The 24454-nt window shown below is 68.1% G+C and carries 24 protein-coding genes; 12 read left to right on the forward strand and 12 right to left on the reverse strand.

All coding sequences use genetic code 11. The annotated features are described in order from the left end of the window. Positions 1–75: 75 nt before the first annotated feature. The 3 genes from ACT9TC_RS02470 to ACT9TC_RS02480 form a co-directional block, all read right to left on the reverse strand. Positions 76–1056, reverse strand: a complete 981-nt coding sequence (locus tag ACT9TC_RS02470) for a hypothetical protein (RefSeq protein ID WP_458041868.1) — start codon at positions 1054–1056, stop codon at positions 76–78. Positions 1057–1166: 110 nt separating this feature from the next. Beyond that, positions 1167–1550 (reverse strand): TraR/DksA family transcriptional regulator, encoded by a 384-nt coding sequence (locus ACT9TC_RS02475; RefSeq protein ID WP_458041869.1) that lies wholly within the window; start codon positions 1548–1550, stop codon positions 1167–1169. Between the two features lie 58 nt (positions 1551–1608). After that, complete coding sequence (locus ACT9TC_RS02480; protein WP_458041870.1) at positions 1609–2250, reverse strand: SDR family oxidoreductase; 642 nt, start codon at positions 2248–2250, stop codon at positions 1609–1611. Between the two features lie 82 nt (positions 2251–2332). Between ACT9TC_RS02480 and ACT9TC_RS02485 the strand changes: the two genes are divergently transcribed. After that, complete coding sequence (locus tag ACT9TC_RS02485; protein WP_458041871.1) at positions 2333–3373, forward strand: FUSC family protein; 1041 nt, start codon at positions 2333–2335, stop codon at positions 3371–3373. On the opposite strand, the gene ACT9TC_RS02490 is transcribed toward ACT9TC_RS02485, so the two are convergent. Genes ACT9TC_RS02490 through ACT9TC_RS02500 form a run of 3 tightly spaced genes read right to left on the reverse strand, consistent with a single transcriptional unit; the run spans position 3359 to position 5892 of the window. Next, positions 3359–4534 carry an NAD(P)-binding domain-containing protein gene (locus ACT9TC_RS02490; RefSeq protein WP_458041872.1) on the reverse strand — a complete coding sequence of 392 codons (1176 nt, stop codon included), beginning with the start codon at positions 4532–4534 and terminating at the stop codon, positions 3359–3361. The two genes, ACT9TC_RS02485 and ACT9TC_RS02490, sit on opposite strands and share 15 nt — an antisense overlap. Positions 4535–4567: 33 nt before the next feature. Beyond that, positions 4568–5344 (reverse strand): isocitrate lyase/PEP mutase family protein, encoded by a 777-nt coding sequence (locus ACT9TC_RS02495; protein WP_458041873.1) that lies wholly within the window; start codon positions 5342–5344, stop codon positions 4568–4570. A gap of 50 nt (positions 5345–5394) precedes the next feature. Then, on the reverse strand, positions 5395–5892 hold the full coding sequence (locus ACT9TC_RS02500) for a DUF427 domain-containing protein (RefSeq protein ID WP_458041874.1): 498 nt from the start codon (positions 5890–5892) through the stop codon (positions 5395–5397). Between the two features lie 106 nt (positions 5893–5998). Between ACT9TC_RS02500 and ACT9TC_RS02505 the strand changes: the two genes are divergently transcribed. Beyond that, positions 5999–6784, forward strand: a complete 786-nt coding sequence (locus ACT9TC_RS02505) for an SDR family NAD(P)-dependent oxidoreductase (protein ID WP_458041875.1) — start codon at positions 5999–6001, stop codon at positions 6782–6784. Between the two features lie 100 nt (positions 6785–6884). Here the strand turns inward: ACT9TC_RS02505 and ACT9TC_RS02510 are convergent, their stop codons facing one another. Together ACT9TC_RS02510 and ACT9TC_RS02515 are read right to left on the reverse strand one after the other, a co-directional pair. Next, positions 6885–7598, reverse strand: a complete 714-nt coding sequence (locus tag ACT9TC_RS02510; protein ID WP_458041876.1) for a helix-turn-helix domain-containing protein — start codon at positions 7596–7598, stop codon at positions 6885–6887. Positions 7599–7611: 13 nt separating this feature from the next. After that, positions 7612–9105, reverse strand: a complete 1494-nt coding sequence (locus ACT9TC_RS02515) for an APC family permease (protein ID WP_458041877.1) — start codon at positions 9103–9105, stop codon at positions 7612–7614. 220 nt (positions 9106–9325) lie between these two features. Here ACT9TC_RS02515 and ACT9TC_RS02520 point away from each other — a divergent pair, with 220 nt between their 5' ends. From ACT9TC_RS02520 to ACT9TC_RS02540, 5 genes are all read left to right on the forward strand, one after another. Beyond that, entirely contained in the window at positions 9326–10801 is a 1476-nt protein-coding gene (locus tag ACT9TC_RS02520) for an APC family permease (protein WP_458041878.1), read from the forward strand. Between the two features lie 173 nt (positions 10802–10974). Then, complete coding sequence (locus ACT9TC_RS02525; RefSeq protein ID WP_458041879.1) at positions 10975–13041, forward strand: primary-amine oxidase; 2067 nt, start codon at positions 10975–10977, stop codon at positions 13039–13041. Between the two features lie 12 nt (positions 13042–13053). Further along, a complete protein-coding gene (locus ACT9TC_RS02530; RefSeq protein ID WP_458041880.1) occupies positions 13054–13656 on the forward strand; it encodes a hypothetical protein in 603 nt (200 codons plus the stop codon). Positions 13657–13780: 124 nt separating this feature from the next. Beyond that, positions 13781–14119 (forward strand): DUF2834 domain-containing protein, encoded by a 339-nt coding sequence (locus ACT9TC_RS02535; protein WP_458041881.1) that lies wholly within the window; start codon positions 13781–13783, stop codon positions 14117–14119. Between the two features lie 35 nt (positions 14120–14154). Further along, positions 14155–14316, forward strand: coding sequence for a hypothetical protein (locus ACT9TC_RS02540; RefSeq protein WP_458041882.1), 162 nt, complete (start codon positions 14155–14157; stop codon positions 14314–14316). A gap of 4 nt (positions 14317–14320) precedes the next feature. On the opposite strand, the gene ACT9TC_RS02545 is transcribed toward ACT9TC_RS02540, so the two are convergent. Beyond that, positions 14321–15457, reverse strand: a complete 1137-nt coding sequence (locus ACT9TC_RS02545; protein WP_458041883.1) for a PQQ-dependent sugar dehydrogenase — start codon at positions 15455–15457, stop codon at positions 14321–14323. A gap of 74 nt (positions 15458–15531) precedes the next feature. Between ACT9TC_RS02545 and ACT9TC_RS02550 the strand changes: the two genes are divergently transcribed. Further along, the gene (locus ACT9TC_RS02550; RefSeq protein ID WP_458041884.1) at positions 15532–16485 is read left to right on the forward strand and encodes a 5'-3' exonuclease; all 954 of its coding nucleotides are present in this window, start codon (positions 15532–15534) and stop codon (positions 16483–16485) included. Here the strand turns inward: ACT9TC_RS02550 and ACT9TC_RS02555 are convergent. The 3 genes from ACT9TC_RS02555 to trpD all read right to left on the reverse strand — a co-directional run bounded on the left by ACT9TC_RS02555 (position 16462) and on the right by trpD (position 19915). Then, a complete protein-coding gene (locus ACT9TC_RS02555; RefSeq protein WP_458041885.1) occupies positions 16462–17742 on the reverse strand; it encodes an MFS transporter in 1281 nt (426 codons plus the stop codon). The two genes, ACT9TC_RS02550 and ACT9TC_RS02555, sit on opposite strands and share 24 nt — an antisense overlap. Positions 17743–17806: 64 nt before the next feature. Beyond that, the gene (locus tag ACT9TC_RS02560) at positions 17807–18802 is read right to left on the reverse strand and encodes a PHP domain-containing protein (RefSeq protein WP_458041886.1); all 996 of its coding nucleotides are present in this window, start codon (positions 18800–18802) and stop codon (positions 17807–17809) included. 54 nt (positions 18803–18856) lie between these two features. Beyond that, on the reverse strand, positions 18857–19915 hold the full coding sequence (gene trpD / locus ACT9TC_RS02565; RefSeq protein WP_458041887.1) for an anthranilate phosphoribosyltransferase: 1059 nt from the start codon (positions 19913–19915) through the stop codon (positions 18857–18859). A 143-nt stretch (positions 19916–20058) separates the two neighbouring features. Between trpD and ctaE the strand changes: the two genes are divergently transcribed. The 4 genes from ctaE to qcrB are packed head-to-tail and all read left to right on the forward strand — an operon-like array spanning position 20059 to position 24391. Further along, the gene (gene ctaE, locus ACT9TC_RS02570; protein ID WP_458041888.1) at positions 20059–20691 is read left to right on the forward strand and encodes an aa3-type cytochrome oxidase subunit III; all 633 of its coding nucleotides are present in this window, start codon (positions 20059–20061) and stop codon (positions 20689–20691) included. A gap of 17 nt (positions 20692–20708) precedes the next feature. After that, positions 20709–21506, forward strand: coding sequence for a cytochrome bc1 complex diheme cytochrome c subunit (qcrC, locus tag ACT9TC_RS02575; protein ID WP_458041889.1), 798 nt, complete (start codon positions 20709–20711; stop codon positions 21504–21506). 39 nt (positions 21507–21545) lie between these two features. Further along, on the forward strand, positions 21546–22601 hold the full coding sequence (gene qcrA, locus ACT9TC_RS02580; protein ID WP_458041890.1) for a cytochrome bc1 complex Rieske iron-sulfur subunit: 1056 nt from the start codon (positions 21546–21548) through the stop codon (positions 22599–22601). Continuing rightward, positions 22598–24391: a cytochrome bc1 complex cytochrome b subunit gene (gene qcrB / locus ACT9TC_RS02585; protein WP_458041891.1), complete on the forward strand. Its 1794-nt coding sequence runs from the start codon at positions 22598–22600 to the stop codon at positions 24389–24391. The genes qcrA and qcrB overlap by 4 nt, the downstream gene beginning before the upstream one ends. The last annotated feature ends 63 nt before the right edge of the window (positions 24392–24454 follow it).

A 24454-nucleotide genomic window follows, 5' to 3' on the forward strand; every position in this document is an offset into this window, starting at 1 on the left:
GTTTGCATTCCTTCCCGGGTCAGACCGGACGCACTGCACGACGTCCCCGGGTCAGTGTGCCAGGTGAGAGGCAGGTCAGGCGCGCTCGACGTCCACCCAGGCCATCATGTCCTGACGCACACGCCTCGGGTCGACACCCGCGCGGGGCGCCAGTTCGGCGATGTATTCGGCGACGAGGGCTGTGGCTGCGGCCCTCGTGACGCGGGCCGTTCCGGCACACCTCGTCCGTAACACCGACACGACCCAGGCGACATGCTCGGGCCTGATGGTCACGCCGCGTCCCGATGCGCCCGCCACCGCGGCGCGGGCACGTTCGTCCAGGCTGCGGCGGGTGAAGCCCGCGAGCACCTGCGGGTCGAGGCGTCCCGTTGCCAGGAGGGCGGTGATCGTGTCGCTCAGCTCGGACCAGGTCACGAGCGGCAGGGCGGGATCGACGGCGCGCAGGGCACGGATGGAAGCGGGGGCACGTGCATCTTCGACGCGCTCCGCGTGCCGCGAGTGGTTCACGGCACGAAGTCGAACCGGGCGAGTCAGGTCGTCGCCGACTTCTCCATCCGCCGTGTCGACCACGTCCTCGTCCGCAGGACCGGCGGACTCGCTCTCAGCACCGTCGAAGTCATCCACTGACTCGGCGGACTCGCCTCCCGATGAACTCTCGACCGCGACGTATTCGGCGAGCACGCGCGCGGCGAAGAGAGCGAGCGGGACGGTGGCGAGTTCGCGCGCGATCGATGCTTCCTCCTCGGCCCCCACGGTCTGCAGGAGACGCGCGGCCGTGTCGAGGGCACGATAGGTCTCTGCCGCGTCGAACGGACGGATGCGCGCCCAGGCATCCCACACCGATTGCAGCTCACGCGCATAGCCGGCGAGGGCATTCGCTGTTGCTTCGTCCCCAGAGAATGTCGGGGCTCCCCCGAGCACGCCCAACATGCTGACGAGGTCACGATCGACGTTCGGCTCCGCATCCGCGTCGCCCCGCGCTACCGCACGATCGGCGAGCATGCGATCGAGGTAGGGCCCCACGCCCGCCACGACGAGCTCGAGGGCATCGCCCACGAGCGCTCTGTTCTCAGTCCCCACTGCGGTCCCTGCCTTCGGCGGCCCCGGACTCCGCCCCGCGGCGAAAGTCTCCGACGAGGTGGCTTTGGGTGCGAGTGTAGCGAGCCTCAGCGCGACGCGCCGAGACACGGCACGCACGTCTTTGCCGCCGGCACTCGTCGCAGACGCCCATCCACGATCTGCTCGCCGCAGCGTTCGCACCGACCGTACGTTCCCGCGTCGAGTCGTTCGCGCGCGTGCTCCAGTTCGGCGAGCTCTACGAGGTACTCACCGCGCAGCCCCTCGGCGCGCGACCATTCCGTGATCAGGGTCGACCCTTCGGGGTCGTGCTCGTCATCCGTCCATTCTTCGCGCGCCCGACGGATGCCGATCAATTGCGCGTCGACGAGGTTCAGCCGCGCGGTGATCTCGTCACGCCGGTCGCTGATGAACGCGGCATAGTCGGGTCGCTCAGCCTCCGCCGATCCCGGAACCGCGGCCCCCGTTGTCATCCCTCCACGATAAGTCGGGGAACGACGAGGGGGGCCGCGTGTCTCGCGCTGAGGCGGATCAGGCGCGGACGGCGTCGGAGATCGGGGTCGAACCCGCGTTGAACTCGATCGTGCGACCGACCGTTGACGGGTCCGCGAGGACAGCGGCGATGACCGCCGCGACATCCGCTCGCGCGACCGTGCGCGACTCGCCGCCGACATCGATCCGTCCCGTCGGCGGGTCGAGCGTCAAGCCGCTCGGGCCGAGGATGGTCCAGTCCAGCCCCGTGGCCTGCAGGTGTTCGTCAGCGGCGGCCTTCGCTTCCGCGTACGCGAAGAACGAGTTGTCCGCGGGCACACCGTGATCGGGCCCGGCACCGAAGTAGGACACCATGACGTAGCGCTTCGCGCCGGCGTCCTGCGCCGCGTCCATCGAGCGGATCGCCGCGTCGCGGTCGACCGCGTAGGTGCGCTCGGGAGATCCCCCACCAGCGCCCGCCGACCACACGACGGCGTCGTGGCCCGCGAACAGCGCGGCGAGTTCCGCGCGGTCGAGACTGGCAACATCGGCGACGACAGCGGTCGCGCCATCCGCCTCGACATCGGCGGTGTGATCGGCGTTGCGGATCACCGCCGAGACCTCGTCCCCGCGGGCTATCAGGAGCGGCGTCAGCAAACGCGCCACCTTGCCGTGACCGCCGATGATCAGAATCCGTGACATGCGAGCCTCCTCGATCGTTCCGAACCATCCAGCCTATGCGCGCCCGCGACACGCCGGGCCGGTACCGGCATACCGTGGGGGGATGCGCGTGTCATCCGCCATCCGCGCCCCGCAGCGGGCGCCCGTTCTGCAGGTCGCCAAGGCCGCCGTGGCGACGGTCTCGGCGTGGCTGATCGCGGATGCGATCGTGCAGGGTCCGCCGCCCGTCTTCGCCGCGATCGCCGCCCTACTGGTCGTTCAGCCGAGCCTCAACCAGTCGTTCAGCAAAGCCATCGAGCGCAGCGTCGGGGTGATCGTCGGCGTCGTCATCGCGTCGGCGCTCGGGATCGCCTTCGGTGAGTACACCTGGGTCATCCTCGTGTCGATCGTCGTCGCGCTGATCGTCGCCTGGCTTGCCCGCGCGACGTCGGGTACATCCAATCAGGTGGCGATCAGCGCCCTGCTCGTACTCTCTTTGGGCGCCGCGACTCCGGGATACGCCGTCGACCGCGTGCTCGAGACGATCATCGGTGCCGCGATCGGCATCATCGTGAACGTCATCCTGGTGCCGCCCGTGGCGGTTACCCCCGCCCATCGCGCCGTCGAGGCGCTGGGCGAAGAGGTGGCCGCATCGCTCGAACGTCTGGCCTCGGCGCTCGAGCATCCGCGCTCCAGAGCGGATCTCGAGGAGCTCCTGCTTACCGCCCGGCTGATGCGACCCATGCGCGACGCGGCCGAAGACGCGATCGCCGCGGGCCGCGAATCCCTCACCCTCAACCCCCGGGCGCGGCGTCACCGTGAAGAGCTGGCGAGCCTCAACTCAGTGCTCGATCGCCTCGGACCCATCGTCACGCAGGTCATCGGGATGACCCGCGCCTTCTACGATCACTACGACCCGACGATCCCCGACGAGCCCACCGTGCGGGCGATCGCCGACCAGTTGCGGCGGGCCGCCCACGACGTCCGCCTCGACCTGCGGGGCGTCGAGACCGACGCGGCGCAGGTCGAGAGGGGCGACACGACGGGCCCGGCGCTCACTGCTCCGCTCGTGATCGCCACACCGTCGCCGGATCACTGGATCCTGATCGGTTCGCTCCTGGAAGATCTGCAGCGGATCCACGCCACGCTCTCACGCACCGGGTAGCGCGCCCGCGGTAGCGGATGACGCCGTTTCGGCTGTCGGTTTCGGCGCCGGATCATGCGCAGAGCTCATCTCGGAGACGATCTGCGCGACCGCGACACGCCCGGCCCGATTCGCGCCGATCGTGGACGCCGAGGGCCCGTATCCGATGAGGAATAGCCGCGGCTCGTCGGTCGCTCGGCTGTCTTCGACCCGGATGCCGCCGCCGGGCACGCGAATGCGCAACGGCGCCAGGTGATCCAGCGCCGAGCGGAAGCCGGTGGCCCACAGGATCGCGTCTGCAGCGACGAACGAACCATCCGGCATCCGCACCCCGTTCTGTTCTATCGACGAGAACATCGGATGCCGCACCAGCACACCCCGCGCCTGCGCCGCACGTGCCCACGGTGTCCAGTGCATGCCGGTGACCGAGATCACACTGCCCGGAACGAGGCCTTGGCGCACCCGCTCGTCGACGCCCGCGATCGCTGCCACCCGGGCGGCGATGTCGAAGTCCTCGTCGATCCACTCCGGCTCGCGCCGCGTGACCCAGAATGTGTCGGCGACGCGCGAGATTTCGTCGAGCAGTTGCAGCGCCGATACCCCGGCCCCGACGATGACGACCCGGTGACCTGCGAACTCATCGGCCGACACGTAGTCGGCAACATGGAGTTGGCGTCCGCGGAAGCGCTCCTGCCCGGGGTAGTGCGGCCAGAACGGCTTGGTCCAGGTGCCGGTCGCATTGATGACGTATCGAGCGGCATACACCGCCCTCTCGGTCGCGACGAGCAGGCGGCCTCGTGGGTCGTCGTCTTCCCGATCGATGGAGCGAACGGGTTCGGGGCGGTGGACCCGCAGATCGAAGCGCTGCTCGTACTCCGCGAAGTACACGGGCAGGATGTCTCGGCTCGCAGACGCCGGGTCGGCCGGCGGCACCGGGAAGCCGGGGAGCTCATGGATGCCGTTGACCGTACCCATCCGGAGCGACTGCCAGCGATGCTGCCATGCACCGCCCGGTCGATCGTTCGCGTCGAGGACGACGAATGTGCGGGCATCCGGCGCGGCATCGGAAACGGAAGTGTCGAGCGGGACGAATCCCCGGCGCCGCAGGTGGTAGGCCGCCGATAACCCGGCCTGGCCCGCCCCGATCACCACGACGTCGACGGCCAGCGCTCCCACGCCCATGCAAACCCCGGCCGGCCGCGCGCTATTCCGGCGTCAGTTGAGGGCGCGCGTCGACGACGGGATCAGCCCGTCTGCGTAGAGGTCGATCGCGACATCCTGCAGCGCGGTCAGGGCAACCCTCTGCGTCATCGGACCGTACGATATCCGCGCCACACCGAGCGCCTCGTACTCGGCCGCCGAAAGTGAACCCGGCAGTCCGATCACGCTCAGCTTGCCGACACCCAGACCCGCCACGAGCTCGCGGGTCGTCTCGGCGTCGAGGATTCCGGGCACGAAGACGAGGCTGGCACCGGCATTCAGGTAGGCCCGCCCCCGTTCGACGGCATCGGCGATCGAGGCTTCACGGGGACGATCTCCCCCGCGGACAAAGGCGTCCGTCCGCGCGTTCAGCACGAAGGGAACACCCTCGGCTTCTCCGGCGGCGATGATCGCACGCACGTTCGCGACCGACTCGTCGAGCGGGCGAAGCCGATCCTCCACATTTGCGCCAACCACGCCGACGCCGATCGCGCGGCGCGTCGTTTCTCCTGCGTTGCCGTAGCCCGCGTCGAGATCGGAGCTGACGGGCAGGTCCGTTGCGGCGACGATGCGGCCGGCCATGTCGAGCATCAGCTCGAGCGGGATGTTCTCGCCGTCTTCATAGCCGAACGTCGCCGCAATCGAGTGACCGGCGGTGGCCAGGGCCTTCGTCTCGGGAAGCGCGGCGACGGCCTGCGCCGAGACGACATCCCACACGTTCACGACCCGAAGGATCTCGGGGGCGGCGTGCAATCGCTCGAGGGTGCTGGCCTTCTCTACCTGGGTGCTCATGTCTCCACGCTAACGCGGAGTAGTACCCTCGGGGCCGGGCAGGCCGCGACTCACCAGCCGTGCGAGCCGGGCACCCCTTTGAACGGGCCGACGATCGCCGAGGTCACCCAACCGCCGTAGAAACCTCCGGGCTGAGGCACGACGCGTTCACCGTCGACGGTGCATTCGTCCATCTCACCCGCGTAGACCGCTACCCGATCCGCGAGCACCTCGAACCCGCGCGAGGGGGTCGGATAGTTCCACCCGGCGCGCGGGACGACGGTGCCACCGGTGACCACATCGAAGTAGCGCGCGGCACCCTTCCATTCGCAGAACGACGAACCGGAGGCGGGCACGAGCGCTCCGTCCCGGAAGTCCGCGATCGGCACGTAGTAGACGGGCGGATGACTCGTCTCGAGCACGCGGACGACATCACGGGTGTCGAGGATCCCGGTGCCGCCCAGGTCGATCGTGACCGGTGCGTCGACCCGCTCGACACGGGGTGGACGGGGGTAGTCCCACACGGACTCCTGTCCGGGGGCTACGGGATCGGGCGTGGGTCGACGCATCCTTCAAAGCTAATGCGCGCAGCGCGCATCGGCTCGGCCTTCGCAGGGTCTCGCTCCCCGCGCGGACACGGCCCCCACACATCCGACGGCGCTTAGTGTGGCGAGCATGCCCATCGACTTCACCGCCACGACCGCCCTGATCACGGGAGCGAGTTCCGGCATCGGCGCCGCGTTCGCCGATTCCCTCGCCGCGCGCGGTGCGAACCTCGTACTCGTCGCGCGTCGCGAGGACCGCCTCATCGAGCTCGCGACCGAGCTCGGCGCGCGGCACGGCATCACGGCGACCCCGATCGCGATGGATCTGGCCCGTGACGAGGCGGCGGCCGAGCTGCGGGACGAACTCGCGCAGAGAGGCATCCTCATCGACTCGCTGATCAACAACGCCGGATTCGGCATGCGCGGGGACTTCATCGAGGCCGACCCCACTCGGATCGCCGCGATGATCCAGCTGAACGTCTCGACGCTCGTCGCCCTTACGCACGCCTTCCTGCCGAGTCTCGTCGCGTCCGGCCGCGGCGCACTCGTCAATATCTCGAGCGTCGTCGCGTATCAGCCGACCCCGCACATGGCGGCGTACGGGGCATCGAAGGCCTTCGTCCTGAGCTTCACCGAGGCCATTGCCTACGAGACCCGCGCTTCGGGCCTACGCGTGCTCGCCGTGAGCCCGGGCGCCACGGCAACCGAGTTCTTCGAGATCGCGAACGCCGAAGACATGGCGAAGGGCCGCGTGCAGAGCCCCGCTCAGGTGGTCGCGACCGCCCTGCGGGCCCTGGATCGTCGACGTACCCCGCCGAGCGTCGTGTCGGGCGGCACGAACTCCGTCGCCGCGGCGCTCGCAGGCGTGCTGCCGCGCGGGTTGGTGCTGGATGCGAGCGGTCGCCTGCTCGCCTGAGCCTCACGAGCCGCCGCCGCGACAGCCGCGAACGGACGCGACTCGCCGTTCCACCCGCGGATGGAACGGCGAGTCGCGACCGGTCGAGCTCTGCTTCGGCTCAGGTCAGGAGCGGCGCGAGGCGTTCCGCGGTCGGCGCGAGCAGACGAATGACCCCGGAGGGCTCCTCCACCCGATGCGCCGGACCCGAGAAGCCGAGCGCGCCAGCGAGCGCCCCTCCGGCATCGCGGATGGGCAGAGCGAGGCATCCGAATCCCGGCACCAGCTCACCGATCTGCCGCGTCACCCCGAACCTCCGGATGTCGGCTGCCGCAGAATCCAGCCCGGGCGGGTGGTCGCGGTCGGGGTCTGAACCCGCCTCCGCCAAGAACAGGCGGCCGAGCGCGAAACGACCGGGATCGCGCGCCAGGCGCACCGGATCGCTGAACGGGAAGTCCGGATCGGCGTCGACGAGACTCACCCGTCCCTCGGGGTACAGCACGACGTGCACGCCCCCGCGGACGTGGTCGCGCGCCGCGGTGAGCAGGTCGCGCGCGGCCGAGGGCAGCCGCACGGGCGCCGCAACAGACGCGAGATGCACGACCTTGGCGCCGAGCGCGAAGCCCGACAGGTCAGGTGTGCGGACGAGGAAGCCGTCCTGCACGAGCAGGTTCACGAGCCGGTAGGTCGTCGCTTTGGGCAGCCCGAGCGCCTCCGAGATCTCGCGGGCCGTCGCCCCGGCCCCGAGCTCGGCAACGGCCTCCAGCAGCGTCAGCGCACTGTGGATCGCGCGAGGCTGCCGTGCCGAGAGCTCCCCGCCACCCGGACCATTCACACGAACCCGCGCCTCAGGCATCCGTCGGTCTCCGCGCGACGCCGCCGAGGACTTCCGACGCGACCGGTTCGTCGTAGGCGCCGATTCCGGCGAGGGATGCCTCACCCCGGCGTCTGCGCCAGGCCACGACGAGCGCCGCCACCACCGCGACCACGAGTGCCAGCGGTGCGCCCGGGTTTCCGCGTACGCCCTCGAAGACCAGGTACGCGACGAGTCCTGCCGCGAGCACGAGCGCCGAGGTGAAAGCGACCAAGCCGACCCGGAAGGTCAACTCTCCGATTCTGCGCAAGAAGACGGGCGCCGCGACGCACACGAGGGCGTATGCACCGATGTAGCCCGCTGCCGAGACGGCGATGACCGTTTCCATCGCATCCCACAACCCGACACCCACGAGCACGGCCGCTATCGGCGCGATCGCGACGACCGGCACGGCGACGGCGATTGCGCCGATCGGCGTGCGAAACCGCCGGTGCACGCTCCCGAGAGCGGGCGGTGCGATTCCGTCTCGCCCGAGCGCGAAAAGTACCCGGGTGAGCGCGGTTGTCGAGGCGATCGCGCACGCGAGGAAGGATGCGGCGATGCCGAGGTCGATGAGCACCCCCAACTGCGCGACCCCGTAGGCGCTGGCGAGCGCGTTGACCGGCGAATCGCTGCCCGCCAACTCCCGGCCGAGGATGTGAAACCCCGCGACCTGCGTGTATGCGGCCAGCAGGTACAACCCACCCGCCACCAGCACCGTCGCCACGATCGCCCGCGGGATGTTTCGCAGCGGCGAGCGCGCCTCGACCCCGAGCGTCGCGGCGCTCTCGAATCCGACGAAGGCCGTCAGCGCGAGAACAGCGCCCGCCGCGAAGCCCGCGAGCGAGACGCCCTCGGTCGGCAGCAGGGCCGAGACATCCAGGGGCCCGATCTGCACCAGGAGCACGACGAGGAGCACGAGGATGATGACGACCGACACGAGCTCGACGACGAGGGCGACCCGCGACGAGACCCGGATGCCCCGCACCAGAACGAGTGCCAGCACCGCGGCCTCCGCCGCGAGCACCGCCGCGATATCCCACATCCCCCCGAAACCCGGCCAGAGGCCACGAATCAGCATCGTGAGATAGTGCGCTCCGCCGAGCAGGGCGAACACGGAGATGAAGGCGTAGCCGATCACGATGGCGGCGCCCGCGGCGAGCGCGGCCCCCGACCCGAGTCCCTTCGAGACGAAGGTGTAGAGCGATCCGGCCGCGGCCATCCGCTTCGTGAACTGATTGATCGTCGAGGCGACCATCAGGGCGACAAGTCCCGCCGCGAGCATCGCGGGGACGGTGGCGGCGCCGGCCACCCCCGCGACCAGCACCACCACCGTCGTCGCGGCCGCGGACGGTGCAACGGCGGCAACCGACTGCGCCAGCACATCGGCAAACGAGACGCTTCGCCTGTCGAGGCCGTCAAGAGGCGAACGCGCACCGAAATCGCGAACGGGAGAGGGACGCGCAATCGCCCGATCGAGTGCCGTCACATCAGCTCCTTCCCGCTGGGCCTCACGGTACGCACGGCCGGTTGCCGCTGCACGTCCCACGTGTTTCGACCGTGTGTCACCGAATGAGACGCCCAGGGGCGGGCGTCCCACACCGCGACGGCGAGGTTTCACGCGGCCGAGACGGCCAAGCAACGGGCCGCCGCCAGGCTCGGATCAACCCGCGCACCTCACGACAGATCCCCCACAGATCGGACACCTCATGACCAAACTCGAGTCCCCGGAAGTCGAGGCATCCGCCAAGCGCGCCCTGAAGGGTTCGCTCGGTGTGACCGCCATCGTCTTCATGGTCGTCGCTGCCGCCTCGCCGCTGACCGTCATCGGTGGCGCTGCGCCACTCGGCATTCTGATCGGCAACGGGGTCGGATTCCCGGCCCTCTACGCGATCAGTGCCGTCATCCTGGTGCTGTTCTCCGTCGGTCTCGCGACGATGACCCGCCACGTGCCCAAGCCGGGCGCCTTCTTCACCTACGTCGGGTACGGTCTCGGCCGATCGACGGGTCTGGCGAGCGCATGGATCGCGATGCTGACGTACACGACCATCCAGGTCTCGGTCTACGGATACATCGGCTACATCCTGTCCGTCACCGTCCAGTCCCTCGGTGGGCCGCTGCTGCCGTGGTGGCTCTTCTCGCTCGGCGTCATCGCGCTCGTCGGGATCCTCGGCTACCGCCACATCGACCTTTCCAGCAAGGTTCTGGGTGTTCTGCTCGTCGCCGAGGTGGGCATCGTGCTGATCCTGGTCGCGGCGGTCATGTTCGCGGGCGGCGAGGACGGCCTGAGCTTGGCGCCGTTCGAGCCCGCCAACGTCGTCAGCGGGTCGCCCGGCGTCGGGCTCATGTTCGCCATTGCGGCGTTCATCGGCTTCGAGGCGACGGCGATCTTCCGCGACGAGGCGCGCGACCCGAACAAGACGATCCCCCGCGCGACCTACGCAGCCGTGATCGGTATCGGCCTGTTCTACACACTCGCGTCGTGGGCTCTTGTCATGGCCTGGGGCCCCGACGGGGTGGTCGGCGTCGTCGCCGAAGACCCCGGCACCTTCATCATCACGACCATGGCACGCTACCTGGGCGTCGCGGGCGAGATCGGTGTGAACATCCTGCTCATCACAGCCATGTTCGCGTGCGTCCTGTCCTTCCACAACGTCGTCACGCGCTACCAGCACTCCATGGCGAACGCGGGCGTCCTGCCCGATCGCCTCGGCTCGGTGCACGCCAAGCACCTCTCGCCCCACGTGTCCTCGCTCGTACAGACCGTCACCGCGGTCGTGCTGATCGCGGTCTTCGCGGCGCTGAACCTCGACCCGGTCCTGCAGGTGTTCACGTGGTTCGCCGGCGTCGCGACCCTCGCGATCTCGATCCTGATGGCTCTCACCTCGGTCGCCGTCATCGTCTACTTCGTGAAGACCCGCAAAGACCGACGTGCGTGGAACACGATCGTCGCCCCCGCCCTCGGGCTGCTCGGTCTGATCGCCTCCGCGGTCCTCATCGCGGCATATTTCCCGATCATGGTCGGCGACGTGGATGGCGAGGGCACTCCGGTTTTCGGCGGCGTGAGCTGGTTCCTGCTCGCGCTCATCGCGCTCTTCCCGGCGCTCGGGTACGTCCAGGCGTGGTCGATCAAGAAGAGCCGCCCGGCCGCCTACGCGAAGCTGACCGACTCGATCGCCGGCTGATCCCGAGCCGTCCGTCGGTCCCGTCGACAAGCTCATGGGCCGTCGGACCCGCCCGACACCCCGGTCGCTGAGCCCCATCCCCGGTCACTGAGCCCCATCGCCGGTCGCTGAGCCCCATCCCCGGTCACTGAGCCTGTCGAAGTGACCCCGCAACACCCAAGGAGACACACCGCATGAGCATCACCGACATCCAGACATCCGCCGCCTACGCCGCGCCCGGCGCCCCCGCCCACCCACTGTCGTCCCTCTCGGTTGCCGAAATCGAGGCGGTGCGCACGATCGTGCTGGGGTGGCCGGATTTCACGACCACCATGCGCTTCGCGTATGTCGGCCTCGAAGAGCCGACCAAAGGCGAGGTGCTCGGCTGGGAGGCGGGCGATGGTCCCCTGCCCGACCGCCGCGCGCGGGTGCAACTGCTCGACATGGCGACGGGGCGATCGACCGACTCGATCGTGTCGATCGCAACGGGCGAGACCCTCTCCAGCACGGTCCTCGACGGCTCGAAGGGACAGCTGCCGATCCTCGACGCCGAGTTCGAAGACGTGGGACTCATCCTGGCGGAGGACGAGGGATGGCTCACCGCCCTCGCAGCTCGTGGACTGAGCATCGACCAGGTTGTCGCCGTGCCGCTCTCGGCCGGTCACTACGGCTACGCCGCGGAAGAGGGGCGCCGCATTGTGCGGTCGTTCGTGTTCCGCATGGACCACCCGTCCGACCACCCCTGGGCGCACCCGGTCGACGGCCTCACCGCCTACATCGACACCGCCGACCGCCGCGTCATCGAGATCATCGACACCCCCGGGCTTGCCGTGCCCGAGACGCACGGCAACTTCGACGACCCCGAACTGCAGGGGCCGCCGCTCGAGGGTCTGAAGCCGATCGTGATCACGCAGCCCGAGGGGCCGAGCTTCTCGGTCGACGGCGAGCACGTGACGTGGGGCAACTGGAAGCTGCGGATCGGCTTCGACATGCGCGAGGGCCTGATCCTGCGCGAGCTGTCGTTCGCCGACAAGGGTATCGATCGCCCGGTCATGTACCGCGGATCTATCAACGAGATGCTCGTACCGTATGCCGACCCCAGCCCGAACCGCTTCTGGCAGAACTACTTCGACACCGGCGAGTACATGTTCGGCCGCTACACGAACTCGCTCGCGCTCGGCTGCGACTGCGTTGGCGAAATCACGTACTTCGACGCGATCCTGCCCGACGAGCTCGGCATGCCGCGCACGATCGATAACGGCATCTGCATGCACGAAGAGGACTTCGGAACCCTCTGGAAGCACACCGACATCTTCACCGGGTCGCACGAGGTGCGTCGGTCACGTCGCCTGGTGATCTCGTTCTTCACGACGGTCGGCAACTACGACTACGGCTTCTACTGGTACCTCTACCTCGACGGCACCATCGAGTGCGAGGCCAAGCTCACCGGCATCCTGTTCACGTCGTCGTTCCCGGGAGATGCCGAGGATGGCTCGGCTTACCCGTACGCGTCTCAGGTCGCGCCGGGCCTCGGCGCCCCGTACCACCAGCACCTGTTCTCGGCACGTCTCGACATGACCGTCGACGGGCTCTCGAACGTCGTCAACGAGATCGACGCCGTGCGCCTGCCCGTGTCCGAGACCAACCCGGCTGGCAACGCCTTCACCAAGAAAGTCACACCCATCGCGTCGGAGTCCGTCTCGGGGCGCGTCGCCGACGGCGCCGTGAACCGCGTGTGGCAGATCGCATCGACCGACAAGACGACCGAGCTCGGGCAACCGACATCGTATGTGCTGTTCCCGACCGAGACGCCCACGCTGATGGCGGATGGCGGATCCTCCATCGCCCGGCGTGCCGAGTTCGCCACGAAGAACCTGTTCGTGACGAAGTACGACCCCGCAGAGCGCTATGCGGCCGGCGACTTCGTCAACCAGAACCCCGGCGGCGACGGCGTCACGGCCTACATCGCGGGCGACGAGCCGCTCGTCGGCGAGGACGTCGTGCTCTGGCACACGTTCGGCCTGACGCACTTCCCGCGCAACGAGGACTGGCCTGTGATGCCCATGGACTACGCCAAGTTCACGCTCAAGCCGTACAACTTCTTCGAGCGCAACCCCGTGCTTAACGTCCCGGCCCCGGAGATGACCGACCACTGCTCGATGGATGCGGGTCACGCGCATGAGTCCCACTCGGCCCATGACGCCGGTCACGCGCACGAGTCGGCCGCCCACGGCGCGCACGACGATCACGCGTCGCACTGAGTAGGTCGCGTCGTGGGTGAGATCCTCCACCTCGGTGCGCTCGCGCCGGCGGCGGTCGGGGCGTGCTGCATCGCCGCCGACCGTCGCCGGGCGCGGACGCCCGAGCTCGCCGCATCCGTCCTCATGCTCGTCGCGATGCTCGATGTCGTGCTGTGGGGCGTCGTGGCACCGGTCGCCTGGGCCGGGGTCCTCATCGTCGCGGCGATCGCGCTGGCTGCGCTGCGCGGCCGGACGGCGCGTAGCCGAGCAGCCGCGAGAGTGCCGGTTTCGGCCGCGGGGGTGCCCATCTCCGGCACGAGGGTGCCCGTTTCAGGCGCGAGGGTGCCCTCAGCAGTCATGACCGTGCACGCGACGCTCGGCCTGGTCGTGATGGCCACCCTCGTCCTCGCCATGATTCCGGATGCTTCGGCCCCGGCCGTCACGGTCGGGCACCACGCGTCGGGGGCGCCGTTCGGACTGCTGGCCGCGGCATCCGCTCTGCTCTTCGGTCTCGTCTCTGCGGTCGCCGCCCGGGCGCCACACGACGGAGGGGCCCGCGTTTCCGCGCTCGAACGTGGCCAGCTCATCGCGATGGGCGCCTCGACGGCGGCGATGGGGATGGCGCTGTTCGCCTGATGCCCGGAACCCCACCGCGAACGGTCGCGACTCGCCGTTCCACACACGACTGGAACGGCATGTCGCGTCCGTTCGGCGGCCGGATTGCGGCCGCGCAGACCGTCGCGTGGCGCATGATCGACGCATGACCCGCAACTGGACGCCCCTCGCCATCGCCTACCTCGCGCTCGCCGTCGCGGGGTTGATCGGCACCTGGTTCTTCAACGCGCTCGCGATCATCCGGCTTCGTGACTTCATCGGCGACCTCGTCTCGAGCGGACCGGCGGTCTCATCGATCACGGTCGACCTGCTCATCGCGGCGATCGCGGGATGCGTGTTCATCATCGTCGAAGCGCGCCGGCTCGGGATGCGTCGCGCCTGGCTGTACATCGTCCTGTCGGGGGTGACCGCATTCGCGTTCACCTTTCCGTTGTTCCTCGCGATGAGGCAGCGGCGCCTGACCGCCCGGGCAGGCGAGGTCTGACCCGACCGCTGCACGCGGATCGTTAGGCTCGTCTGGTGACCGACAACTCCGCCGACTCCGGCAAGCCCGGTATGCCCGGCAAGAAGCCCCGCACTCCCCCGACGACGTCCCGGATGATCCTCTGGGTGGTCGGCGGAGCCGTCGGCATCTACTGGCTCGGTTCCGGCATCATCGGTCTGATGTCCGGCGGCAGCTGACGCCCTAGTAGTACGCCACGGTCATCGGGTCGAGGGCCACGACTCGGTCATCCCCGTCCGCCGGATCACCACGTCCGTCCGTATTGTTCGTGACGATCCAGATTTCGTCGTTCGGGCCCGGCAGCACCGAGCGCAGACGCCCGTAGGTCCCCGCGAGATGCACGGTCGACGCGCTCAGGTCGGCGAGCGGTACCACCCGCAGCGAACGGCCGCGCAGGTTCGCGATGTAGATGGTGTCGTCGATCACCGCGAGTCCGCTCGGGCTCGCCGCATCCGTCGGCCACTCCTGAACCGGATCCACGAAGCCCCGATCCGCGCCGCCAGCTCCCTCGACGTCCGGCCATCCGTAGTTCGCCCCAGGCTCGATCAGGTTCAGCTCATCGACGGTGTCCTGCCCGAACTCGCTCGCGAACATCCGGCCGTCGGCGGCCCACCCCAGTCCCTGAACGTTGCGGTGACCGAGGCTGTAGACCGGCGACCCGGCGAAGGGATTGTCGGCGGGAACTCCCCCGTCTGGGTCGAGTCGCAGGATCTTGCCCGCGAGGCTGTCCGGGTCTTGGGCCGATCCGGGCACGCCCGCATCCCCGGTGGTGACGTACAGGGCGCCGTCCGGTCCGAACGCGATGCGGCCACCGTTGTGGACCCCGGCCTTCGGCAGCCCGTCGATGACGACCTCTGGTGTGCCCAGGCTGAGTGCACCGGGCTGCCCCTCCAGCGCGAACCGTTGAACGCGGTTCCCGGCCTCGGCCGTCGAGTAGGCGTACAGGGCGCCCTCATCCGGAGCAATGGCAAGACCCAAGAGGCCGCCCTCACCTCCCGTCACGACGTCGTCTATCACGCCGACTTCCCGGATGTCTCCGCCGGGAGTGAACTCGAGAACCCGAGCCGAATCCCGCTCCGACACGAGCGCCGAGTCGCCGATGCGCGCTACCGACCACGGGGCCGCGAGCCCGGTGACGACATCCCGCGGGCCCGCCGACTCGGATGCGGTAGCACCCGGTGCGGCCGCGACCGACGGGGTCGAGGGCGTGACCGGCTCAGCAACACATCCGGCAAGCCCGAACGTGCTGATGGTGATGACAACAGCAGCGATCGTCCGATGACGCATCGGTCGTGCGTTCGTGATCGTGTTCGCGCGCATCGGCACCTCCGAATGCTCTCCCCCCACGCTAACCCGGGAGTACGCCCGCGCGGCCCGACTGCCAGACTGATGGCGTGACCCAACGCCTGATGTTGCTCGACACCGCCTCGCTGTACTTCCGGGCCTTCTACGGGGTGCCCGACACGGTAAAGGCCCCCGACGGCACCCCCGTGAACGCCGTCCGCGGGCTGCTCGACATGATCGGCAAGCTCGTCACGACATACCGGCCAACGCACCTGATCGCGTGCTGGGACGATGACTGGCGTCCGCAATGGCGAGTCGATCTGATCCCGAGCTACAAGGCGCATCGCGTCGTCGAGATCGTGCCGGGCGGGGCCGATGTCGAAGAGGTTCCCGACCCGCTCGAGGCGCAGATACCCCTCATCCGCCGCGCGCTCGGAGTCCTCGGCATCCCCATCGTCGGCCGCGCCGACCACGAAGCCGACGACATCATCGGCTCGCTTGCCACCCAGGCATCCCTTCCCGTGGACATCGTGACCGGTGACCGCGATCTCCTCCAGCTCGTCGACGATGCGTCCGACGTGCGGGTGATCTATACCGCTCGCGGCATGAGCAACCTCGAGGTCGTGACGGACGCCGTCGTTGTGCAGAAATACGGGGTTCTGCCGGAGCAATACGCCGATTTCGCCGTCCTGAAGGGCGATGCGTCGGACGGGTTGCCGGGCGTGCCGGGCGTCGGCGAGAAGACAGCCGCGACGCTGATCGCAGCGCACGGCGACCTCGCGGGGATCCTCGCCGCCGCGGAAGCGGGTGAGGGAATGGCGGCCGGTGTCCGGGCCAAGCTCCTCGCAGCGCTTCCCTATCTGGCCGTGGCCCCGAAGGTCGTCGGGGTGGTTCGGGGCCTCGATCTGAACGACGACCTGCCCGAATCAGGCGGCGAACTCACTCCCCCGTCCGAGGGCCGGCGCGCCGAGGCGCTCGCGCTCGCCGCGGACTGGGCATGGGGAACCGCAATGGACCGTGCCCTCGCGGCGATCACCAATTCAGGAAGCGCGACCGCTCGGTAACCGCGACATCGCGGCGAGCATCAAAACCCCGTACGCGATCGACAGCACGAGAAGAAGCACGAGCGCGCCCGTCCATCCCTCGTTCACCTCGTGCAGGGCACCCAGAACCGGCGCCGCAACCGCCGCGACGGTGTACCCCGCGCCCTGAACGAACGCGGACATCCCGGCCGCCTCGGCATCCGAACGCGCAACCGCGACCAGTGTGGAAAAGATCACGACGAAGCCGCCGGCGTGCGCAATCGCGCCGAAGGACGCCCACAGGATGAACTGCGCGGGCGCGACCAGCATCCCGACGGTCAATGCCAGCCAGCAGGCGCAGATCACGAGCGCGGGAACGATCGGCGCGAAGCGACGCGACAGCAGAGGGACGACGAACGCGCCCGCGATCGCCACACCCTGGAATACGGATGCCAGGGTGCCCGCCGTCGTCCGATCCACACCGAGCTCGTCACCCAGGATCGTGGGTAGCCACGTCGTCAGGCCGTAGTAGATGGCTGCCTGGCAGGCGAACGTAAATGCCAGGAGCCACACGATGGGACGCCGGAGGATGCCGCTCCGTCGTCCTCCGGGCACGGGAAGCGGTCCCGTCAACGTCTCGATGTCGGAAGAGCGCCCGTCGGTACGGTTCGCAGCGACCGTGGTGGCGACTTCTCCCGAATAGCCCGCGTCCGCGCCGCGAGCCCGCCGCAGGTGCACGGCCCAGAGCAGGATGCCGCTGACAGTCACCACAACCCAGGCGAGCAGGGCCAGCGGCCAGCCGAGCACGCCCGCGAGCGGCGCCGTCGCCAGAGCGGTCAGGAGCGATCCGGCGTTCAACATCGCGACATACGCAGCCGTGACCGCGCTCACCTGTGTGGGCGGCACATCGCGACGAATGATGACCGGGACGACGATGTTGCCAACGGTGATCGCGGCGCCGATGACGAGAGACCCGGCGAGCATCCATCCGAAGCCCGGGATCGCCCGCACGACAGTGCCCACCGCCACTCCGACAAGAGTCAGCATGAGGGCGAGTTCCGCGCCCGCCCGCCGGATGACGAGCGCGGCGACCGGCGTCAGCAGGGCGAACATCAGGACGGGCACCGTCGTGAGCAGCCCCGCGCTCGCGGCGCCGATCCCGAGGTCATCTTGGATGTCGCGCAGCACGGGTGTCGGGGCGATGATCGGGCCCCGCAGGCTCAGCGCGGCGACGAGGATACCGACGACGACAAGCCACGGAAAAGCGCGCCGAGCGGAGGATGCGGCGGGACCTGTCATCGAATCGGACCTGTCATCGAATCGGACCTGTCACCAGCTCAGTCTAGGCAGCGCGGCGTGAGCTCTAACGTGCCCGTCCCGTCCACGCGCGCAGGCGCTCGAGGGGCCACGTCGTGACGATGCGCTCGGCGGGAACCCCCGCGGTCTCGGCGCGGGCGGCACCGTAGTCGAGCAGCGACAATTGGCCGGGGGCATGGGCATCCGAATCGATCGAGAACAGGCACCCGATCTCCACCGCAAGTGCCAACAGTTCGTCCGGCGGGTCCTGCCGTTCCGGACGGGAGTTGATCTCGACGGCAACATCGCTCTCGGCGCACGCCTCGAACACCGCCCGGGCATCGAATGTCGAGGGCGGTCGGGTTCCGCGTGCGCCCTCGACGAGCCGCCCGGTCACGTGGCCGAGCACGTCGACGCGAGGATCGGATGCCGCGGCCACCAGCCGTCGGGTCATCGCCGACGACTCCATCCGCAGCTTCGAATGAGCCGAGGCCACCACGATGTCTAATTCGTCGAGCAGTGCGGGCTCCTGGTCGAGCGCGCCATCATCCAGGATGTCGACTTCGATACCCGACAAGAGCGTGAAGCCCTCCCCCGACATCCCCGCGACCACGCCCAGCTGCTCGCGCAGCCGCTCGGACGAGAGGCCGTTCGCCACACGCAGTCGCGGTGAGTGATCGGTCAGCGCGAGGTACTCGTGCCCGAGGTCACGCGCCGCCCGCACCATCAGGTCGATCGAGGCCAGGCCGTCCGACCAGTCGCTATGCGCATGCAGATCGCCCTTCAGCGCGGCACGCAACTCCCCCACGGCCGGGACCTCGTAGCGGGAACGCAACTCGACAAGATAGTCCGGGACCTGGCCTGCGATCGCCTGACTGATCACGGCGAGAGACGAATCACCGATGCCCTTGACCCGCCGTAGTCCGGTCGGATCCCGCAGGATCTCTTCCGAAAGCTCGGCCGCGGCATCCGCGGCCGAACGAAAAGCTGTGGAGCGGTATCGCGACGCGCGCTCCCGCTCCAGCAGCGTCGCGATCTCGTTGAGGGCGGCTACGGGATCCACGCGATCACCCTACGCCGAGCCTCCAACGCATCGCATTCGACGCATCCGCAGACCTCAGCTGAGCTCGCGCGAGACCTCGCCCCAGCGCGCCAGCAGATCCCGGGCCGCACCCGAGTCGATCGCGGCGGCCGCGAGTTCCCGCTCCTCGGCGAGCCTCTCGACGATCGGGCGCTGAACCTGACCCGCGTCGTGAGACAGCCGGTACGACACCAGTCCGGCGGCGGCATTGAGGAGGACGATGTCGCGAATAGGACCCTTCTCGCCCGCGAGGACGCGGTGAACGACCTCCGCGTTCTGCGCAGGATTGCCGCCCTTCAGGTCCGCGATCACCGCACGCGGAATGCCGAGGTCGCGCGGGTCGAGGTCATGCTCGTGGATGTCTCCGCGACTGACCTCCCAGATCCGGCTGTGGCCCGTCGTGGTGAGTTCATCGAGCCCGTCATCGCCCCGGAAGACGAGAGCGGTCGCCCCGCGGGTCTGAAACACACCCGTGATGAGCGGCACCCGATCCGACTGCGCGACGCCGACGGCGTTCGCCTCGGCCCGTGCCGGGTTGCAGAGCGGCCCCAGGATGTTGAACACGGTCGGCACGCCCAGTTCGGCTCGTGTCGGGCCCGCGTGCCGAAAACCGGGGTGGAAGGCGGAGGCGAACACGAAGGTGATTCCGGCCCGTCGCAACGTCTCCACGACCGCCTCGGGCGCAAGGGTCAGCGACACGCCCAGTGCCCCGAGCACATCCGACGAACCGGACGAAGAGCTTGCGGCGCGGTTACCGTGCTTGATGACAGGGACTCCGGATGCGGCAGCCACGATCGATGCCATCGTCGAAACGTTAACGGTTCCGAAACGATCTCCACCCGTACCCACGATGTCGAGGGCGTCCGAGTCGATCTCGAGAGGCGTGGCCGCGTCGAGAATCGCGTCGCGGAATCCGACGACCTCATCGACGGTCTCGCCCTTTGCGCGGAGGGCCACGAGAAAACCCGCGAGCTGGGAGGGGCTCGCTTCGCCTGCCATCACCCGCCCCATGGCCCAGGTGGCCTCCGAGACGCTGAGGTCACGGCCCGCCAGGAGCGCTGAGATCAGGTCCGGCCAGGTCGTCGCATCCGTCATGACTGCGATCCTAACGATCGGCCGCGGTGGCCGTTCACACAGCCGGCGCCGCACACTTTCTTAGGAGATCCTAAGTCTCAACCCGGGGTATCGAAAGGGTGCACGTGCGATCCTTCGCCCTCACGATCGGACATAATGGACCTGTGACCACCTCTGCGACATATGCCCCGGCAGTGAGGACGATCAAACGTCCGGATCCTGTCGCCGTTGGCACGATCGTGTGGCTCGGTAGCGAGGTCATGTTCTTCGCCGGGCTCTTCGCGATCTACTTCACCCTTCGGAACACCTCTCCCGAGCTCTGGGCCGAAGAGTCCTCGCTGCTGAACGTGCCGTTCGCACTCGGCAACACGATCATCCTCGTGCTGTCCTCCGTGACGTGCCAGATGGGCGTGTTCGCCGCTGAACGCAATCAGCCGTACACGGTGAAGAAGAACACATTCTGGCAGCGCTGGGGCATGGTCGAGTGGTTCTTCCTCACCTTCGCCCTCGGTGCCATCTTCGTGTCAGGCCAGGTCTGGGAATACGCGCAGCTCATCGCCGAGGGAATGCCGATCCAGGCGAACTCCTACGCGTCGGCTTTCTACCTCACCACCGGCTTCCACGCCCTGCACGTGACGGGCGGGCTCGTCGCCTTCCTTCTCGTGATCGGCCGCGCATACGCCGTCAAGAACTTCGGGCACAAAGAGGCCACGAGCGCAATCGTCGTGTCGTACTACTGGCACTTCGTCGACGTCGTGTGGGTCGCCCTGTTCCTCGTGATCTACTTCCTGAAATAGAGCGGAGCCACCCCCGAATGCCTCGTGAGAAGAAGCGTCGTTCCGGTCGACGCAGCCCGCTGGCCGCTGCCGGCCTGATCGGACTCGGTCTCGTTCTGACAGGCGGACTGTACGCCGGTGCATCCGCCGCCATGGCCTCGACGACCGACACGGCCGCCGCACAGACGCTCACTGTCGAAGACGGCAAGAAGCTCTTCCAGGCCAACTGTGCCACCTGCCACGGACTTGCCCTGCAGGGCACGAAAGCCGGGCCCAGCCTGTACGGAGTCGGCGCTATGGCGGTCGATTTCCAGGTCGCCACCGGTCGCATGCCGCTGCAGATGCAGGGCCCCCAGGCCCCGCCGAAGCCGGTTCAGTTCACCGAAGACCAGATCGCCGCGTTGTCCGCGTACGTCCAGTCAGTTGCCCCCGGACCCGAGATCGCAACCGGTCGTGTCCTGGACGGCAAAGGTGATGTCGCAAACGGCGCCGAACTTTTTCGCGTCAACTGCGCCATGTGCCACAACGTCGCCGCCGCCGGTGGCGCCCTGACCGAGGGCAAGTACGCGCCCTCGCTGGATGGCGTCGACCCGCGCCACATCTACGCGGCGATGGTCACGGGCCCACAGAACATGCCGGTGTTCAACGACATGAACCTCTCGCCCGACGACAAGCGCGACATCATCTCCGCGCTTCTGTATATGGAAGACAACGCGGGTGCCGGCGGACTCACACTCGGCTCGCTGGGCCCCGTTTCCGAGGGCCTGTTCATCTGGATCTTCGGAATCGGCGGACTTGTCGCGCTGACCGTCTGGATCACCGCGAAGTCCAACTGACCCGCGCACGCACTGAGAATTTTTAGCACGAGGAGCAGCATGGCAAACGAGATCGAGGCAGCGGAGCACGATCGGGGGCCCCGACCTCCGTCGGGGCTCGCGGTCGCCGTGAGCGATCCCGTACGCAACCCGGGCCTCCCGCCGCATCGCGCGCGTGTGACGGACCAGGATCCCGCCAAGATGCGCCAAGCCGTTCGTACGGTCTATTCTCTATTCTATTTGTCGATCGCGGGCAGCATCTGGGCCGTTGCTGCCTACATGCTTTTCCCCATCGAGGACGGCACCATTGTCGCGATCCGCAACAACAATCTCTTCATCGGCATCGGCATCGCGCTCGCGCTGCTGGCCATCGGCATCGGAGCCATCCACTGGTCCAAAGCCGTCATGTCCGACAAGGAGCACATCGAGGCGCGCCACCTCACGCGTGGCAAGGAATCGACGCGCGAGGCGGCCGTTCAGGCGCTGACGGTCGCGAACGAGGAGTCCGGATTCGGGCGCCGCACGATGATCCGCAACTCCCTCTTCGGAGCCCTGATCGCCTCGGTCGCACCGGGCATCGTCCTCTTCCGTGGATTGGCACCCGAGGGCGAGAACCCCGTCGAGCTCCTCAGTCACACGATGTGGGAGCCGGGCACGCGTCTTGCCCGCGACCCCTCCGGCGTTCCCATCAAGGCGTCCGAAGTGACGCTCGGCTCCGCTTTCCATGTGATCCCCGAGCCCCTCGCCGAGATCGGTCACGACGAGGGATACCTCGAAGAGAAGGCCAAGGCGATCGTGCTTCTCATGCGCATGGAACCCGGTGATCTCACCGAGACCGCCGAGCGCGCGTCGTGGTCGTACGACGGCATCGTCGCGTATTCGAAGGTCTGCACGCACGTCGGATGCCCCGTCGCTCTCTACGAGCAGCGCACTCATCACCTGCTCTGCCCCTGCCACCAGTCGCAGTTCGATGTTGCCAATGGCGCCGCGGTCATCTTCGGCCCGGCCGCCCGTCCCCTGCCGCAGTTGCCGATCGCCGTGGACGATGAGGGTTACCTCATCGCACAGAGCGACTTCCATGAACCCGTCGGCCCGAGCTTCTGGGAGCGCCCTTGAGTACCTCAACCGCAACTGAGGAAAAGAAGGCCCCCCTCGGGGGACGTTTCGTCGGCGGAGCGGCCAACTACATCGACGAGCGCACGAGCGCGTCGGGACTGGTCAAGGAACTCGGTCGCAAGATCTTCCCCGACCACTGGTCGTTCATGCTCGGTGAGATCGCGCTGTGGAGCTTCGTCGTCGTGCTCCTCTCGGGCACGTTCCTGACGTTCTTCTTCCAGGCCTCGATGGTCGAGACGTACTACGGCGGCGCGTGGGCGCCGATGCGTGGCATCCCGATGTCGGCGGCCATGGAGTCGACGCTCCGCATCTCGTTCGACCTGCGCGGCGGTCTGCTCGTGCGCCAGATCCACCACTGGGCAGCCCTTGTCTTCGTGGCCGGTATCGGCGTACACATGCTCCGCGTGTTCTTCACGGGCGCTTTCCGCAAGCCGCGCGAGCTGAACTGGGTCGTCGGGTTCATCCTCTTCATCCTGGCGATGGCCGAGGGGTTCACGGGATACTCCCTCCCGGACGACCTACTCTCGGGCAACGGTCTGCGCATCATCGACGGCATGATCAAGGGCATCCCCCTGATCGGAACGTGGACGTCGTTCCTGCTCTTCGGCGGCGAGTTCCCCGGAGTGGCGATCGTCGGACGGCTGTACGTGCTGCACATCCTTATTCTTCCGGCGCTGGTGGTGGCCTTGATCGCCGTCCACCTGCTCTTGATGATCATCAACAAGCACACGCAGTTCGCCGGCCCCGGACGCACCAACGAGAACGTCGTCGGCTACCCGATGGTCCCGGTTTACATGTCCAAGATGGGCGGGTTCTTCTTCATCACATTCGGTGTGATCGTCCTGATCGCTTCGTTCGTGCAGATCAACCCGATCTGGAACTACGGTCCGTATGACCCGTCCCCTGTTTCTGCCGGTACCCAGCCCGACTGGTACATCGGCTTCGCAGACGGCGCGCTGCGTCTCGTCCCGCCGCACCTCGAGTCGGTGTTCCTGGGTCACACCTGGTCGTGGAACATCATCCTTCCGCTGACGATCATCGGACTGTTCATCGTCCTCGTCCTCATCTACCCCTTCATCGAGGCATGGGTCACGGGCGACAAGCGCGAGCACCACATCGCCCAGCGCCCCCGCAACGCGGCTACGCGCACGGCGATCGGTGCGGCCGGGGTGACGTTCTACGCGGTCCTGTGGGCGGCTGCATCCTCCGACATCATCGCGACCCACTTCTGGGTATCGATGGAAGGCGTCATCCGCACCCTTCAGGCTCTGCTGATCATCGGCCCGATCATCGCCTACTTCGTCACGAAGCGCATCTGTATCGCTCTTCAGCGCAAGGACCGCGAGATCGCCCTGCACGGGTACGAGTCGGGTCGCATCGTGCGGTTGCCGGGTGGCGAGTTCATCGAGGTGCACCAGCCCGTGGATGAGTACGAGCGATGGAAGCTCACCTCGTACGAAACGTTCGAACCGCTCGTCGTGCGCCCGAACGCTCACGGGCAGATTCCCTGGCACCAGAACGTGCGTTCCGCGATCTCGCGTTGGTTCTTCGAAGACCGCTTCGCTCCCCTCACGCAGTCCGAGATCGATGCCGCCGTTGCTCACCAGAACCACGCGCTCGGTCACATCGAGGACGAAGAGATGGCGGAGATCCAGGGTGCCCACAAACGCGCCGGACACCCCGAGGCTCCCCTGCACGCCGACACCACCGGCGACGTCCCGGAGACCGCGGTTCGCCCGACGACGATCGTGGTACCCGATGAGCCCGAGGACGACGGCAAGAAGAAGTAGGACGAGAGTCCGGATCACGGATGCCCCGGGCACCGCCCTTCGCGGGTATCCCGGGGCGTTCGT

It is taken from the genome of Microbacterium sp. HM-570 (assembly GCF_054165885.1).

What these genes read in the sequence shown, in the direction of transcription:
- ACT9TC_RS02475 (WP_458041869.1), bottom strand. Translation starts at nt 1,550, where the DNA reads ATGACAACGGGGGCCGCGGTTCCGGGATCGGCGGAGGCTGAGCGACCC.
- ACT9TC_RS02480 (WP_458041870.1), bottom strand. Translation starts at nt 2,250, where the DNA reads ATGTCACGGATTCTGATCATCGGCGGTCACGGCAAGGTGGCGCGTTTG.
- ACT9TC_RS02485 (WP_458041871.1), top strand. Translation starts at nt 2,333, where the DNA reads ATGCGCGTGTCATCCGCCATCCGCGCCCCGCAGCGGGCGCCCGTTCTG.
- ACT9TC_RS02490 (WP_458041872.1), bottom strand. Translation starts at nt 4,534, where the DNA reads ATGGGCGTGGGAGCGCTGGCCGTCGACGTCGTGGTGATCGGGGCGGGC.
- ACT9TC_RS02495 (WP_458041873.1), bottom strand. Translation starts at nt 5,344, where the DNA reads ATGAGCACCCAGGTAGAGAAGGCCAGCACCCTCGAGCGATTGCACGCC.
- ACT9TC_RS02500 (WP_458041874.1), bottom strand. Translation starts at nt 5,892, where the DNA reads ATGCGTCGACCCACGCCCGATCCCGTAGCCCCCGGACAGGAGTCCGTG.
- ACT9TC_RS02505 (WP_458041875.1), top strand. Translation starts at nt 5,999, where the DNA reads ATGCCCATCGACTTCACCGCCACGACCGCCCTGATCACGGGAGCGAGT.
- ACT9TC_RS02520 (WP_458041878.1), top strand. Translation starts at nt 9,326, where the DNA reads ATGACCAAACTCGAGTCCCCGGAAGTCGAGGCATCCGCCAAGCGCGCC.
- ACT9TC_RS02525 (WP_458041879.1), top strand. Translation starts at nt 10,975, where the DNA reads ATGAGCATCACCGACATCCAGACATCCGCCGCCTACGCCGCGCCCGGC.
- ACT9TC_RS02535 (WP_458041881.1), top strand. Translation starts at nt 13,781, where the DNA reads ATGACCCGCAACTGGACGCCCCTCGCCATCGCCTACCTCGCGCTCGCC.
- ACT9TC_RS02545 (WP_458041883.1), bottom strand. Translation starts at nt 15,457, where the DNA reads ATGCGCGCGAACACGATCACGAACGCACGACCGATGCGTCATCGGACG.
- ACT9TC_RS02555 (WP_458041885.1), bottom strand. Translation starts at nt 17,742, where the DNA reads ATGACAGGTCCCGCCGCATCCTCCGCTCGGCGCGCTTTTCCGTGGCTT.
- trpD (WP_458041887.1), bottom strand. Translation starts at nt 19,915, where the DNA reads ATGACGGATGCGACGACCTGGCCGGACCTGATCTCAGCGCTCCTGGCG.
- qcrC (WP_458041889.1), top strand. Translation starts at nt 20,709, where the DNA reads ATGCCTCGTGAGAAGAAGCGTCGTTCCGGTCGACGCAGCCCGCTGGCC.
- qcrA (WP_458041890.1), top strand. Translation starts at nt 21,546, where the DNA reads ATGGCAAACGAGATCGAGGCAGCGGAGCACGATCGGGGGCCCCGACCT.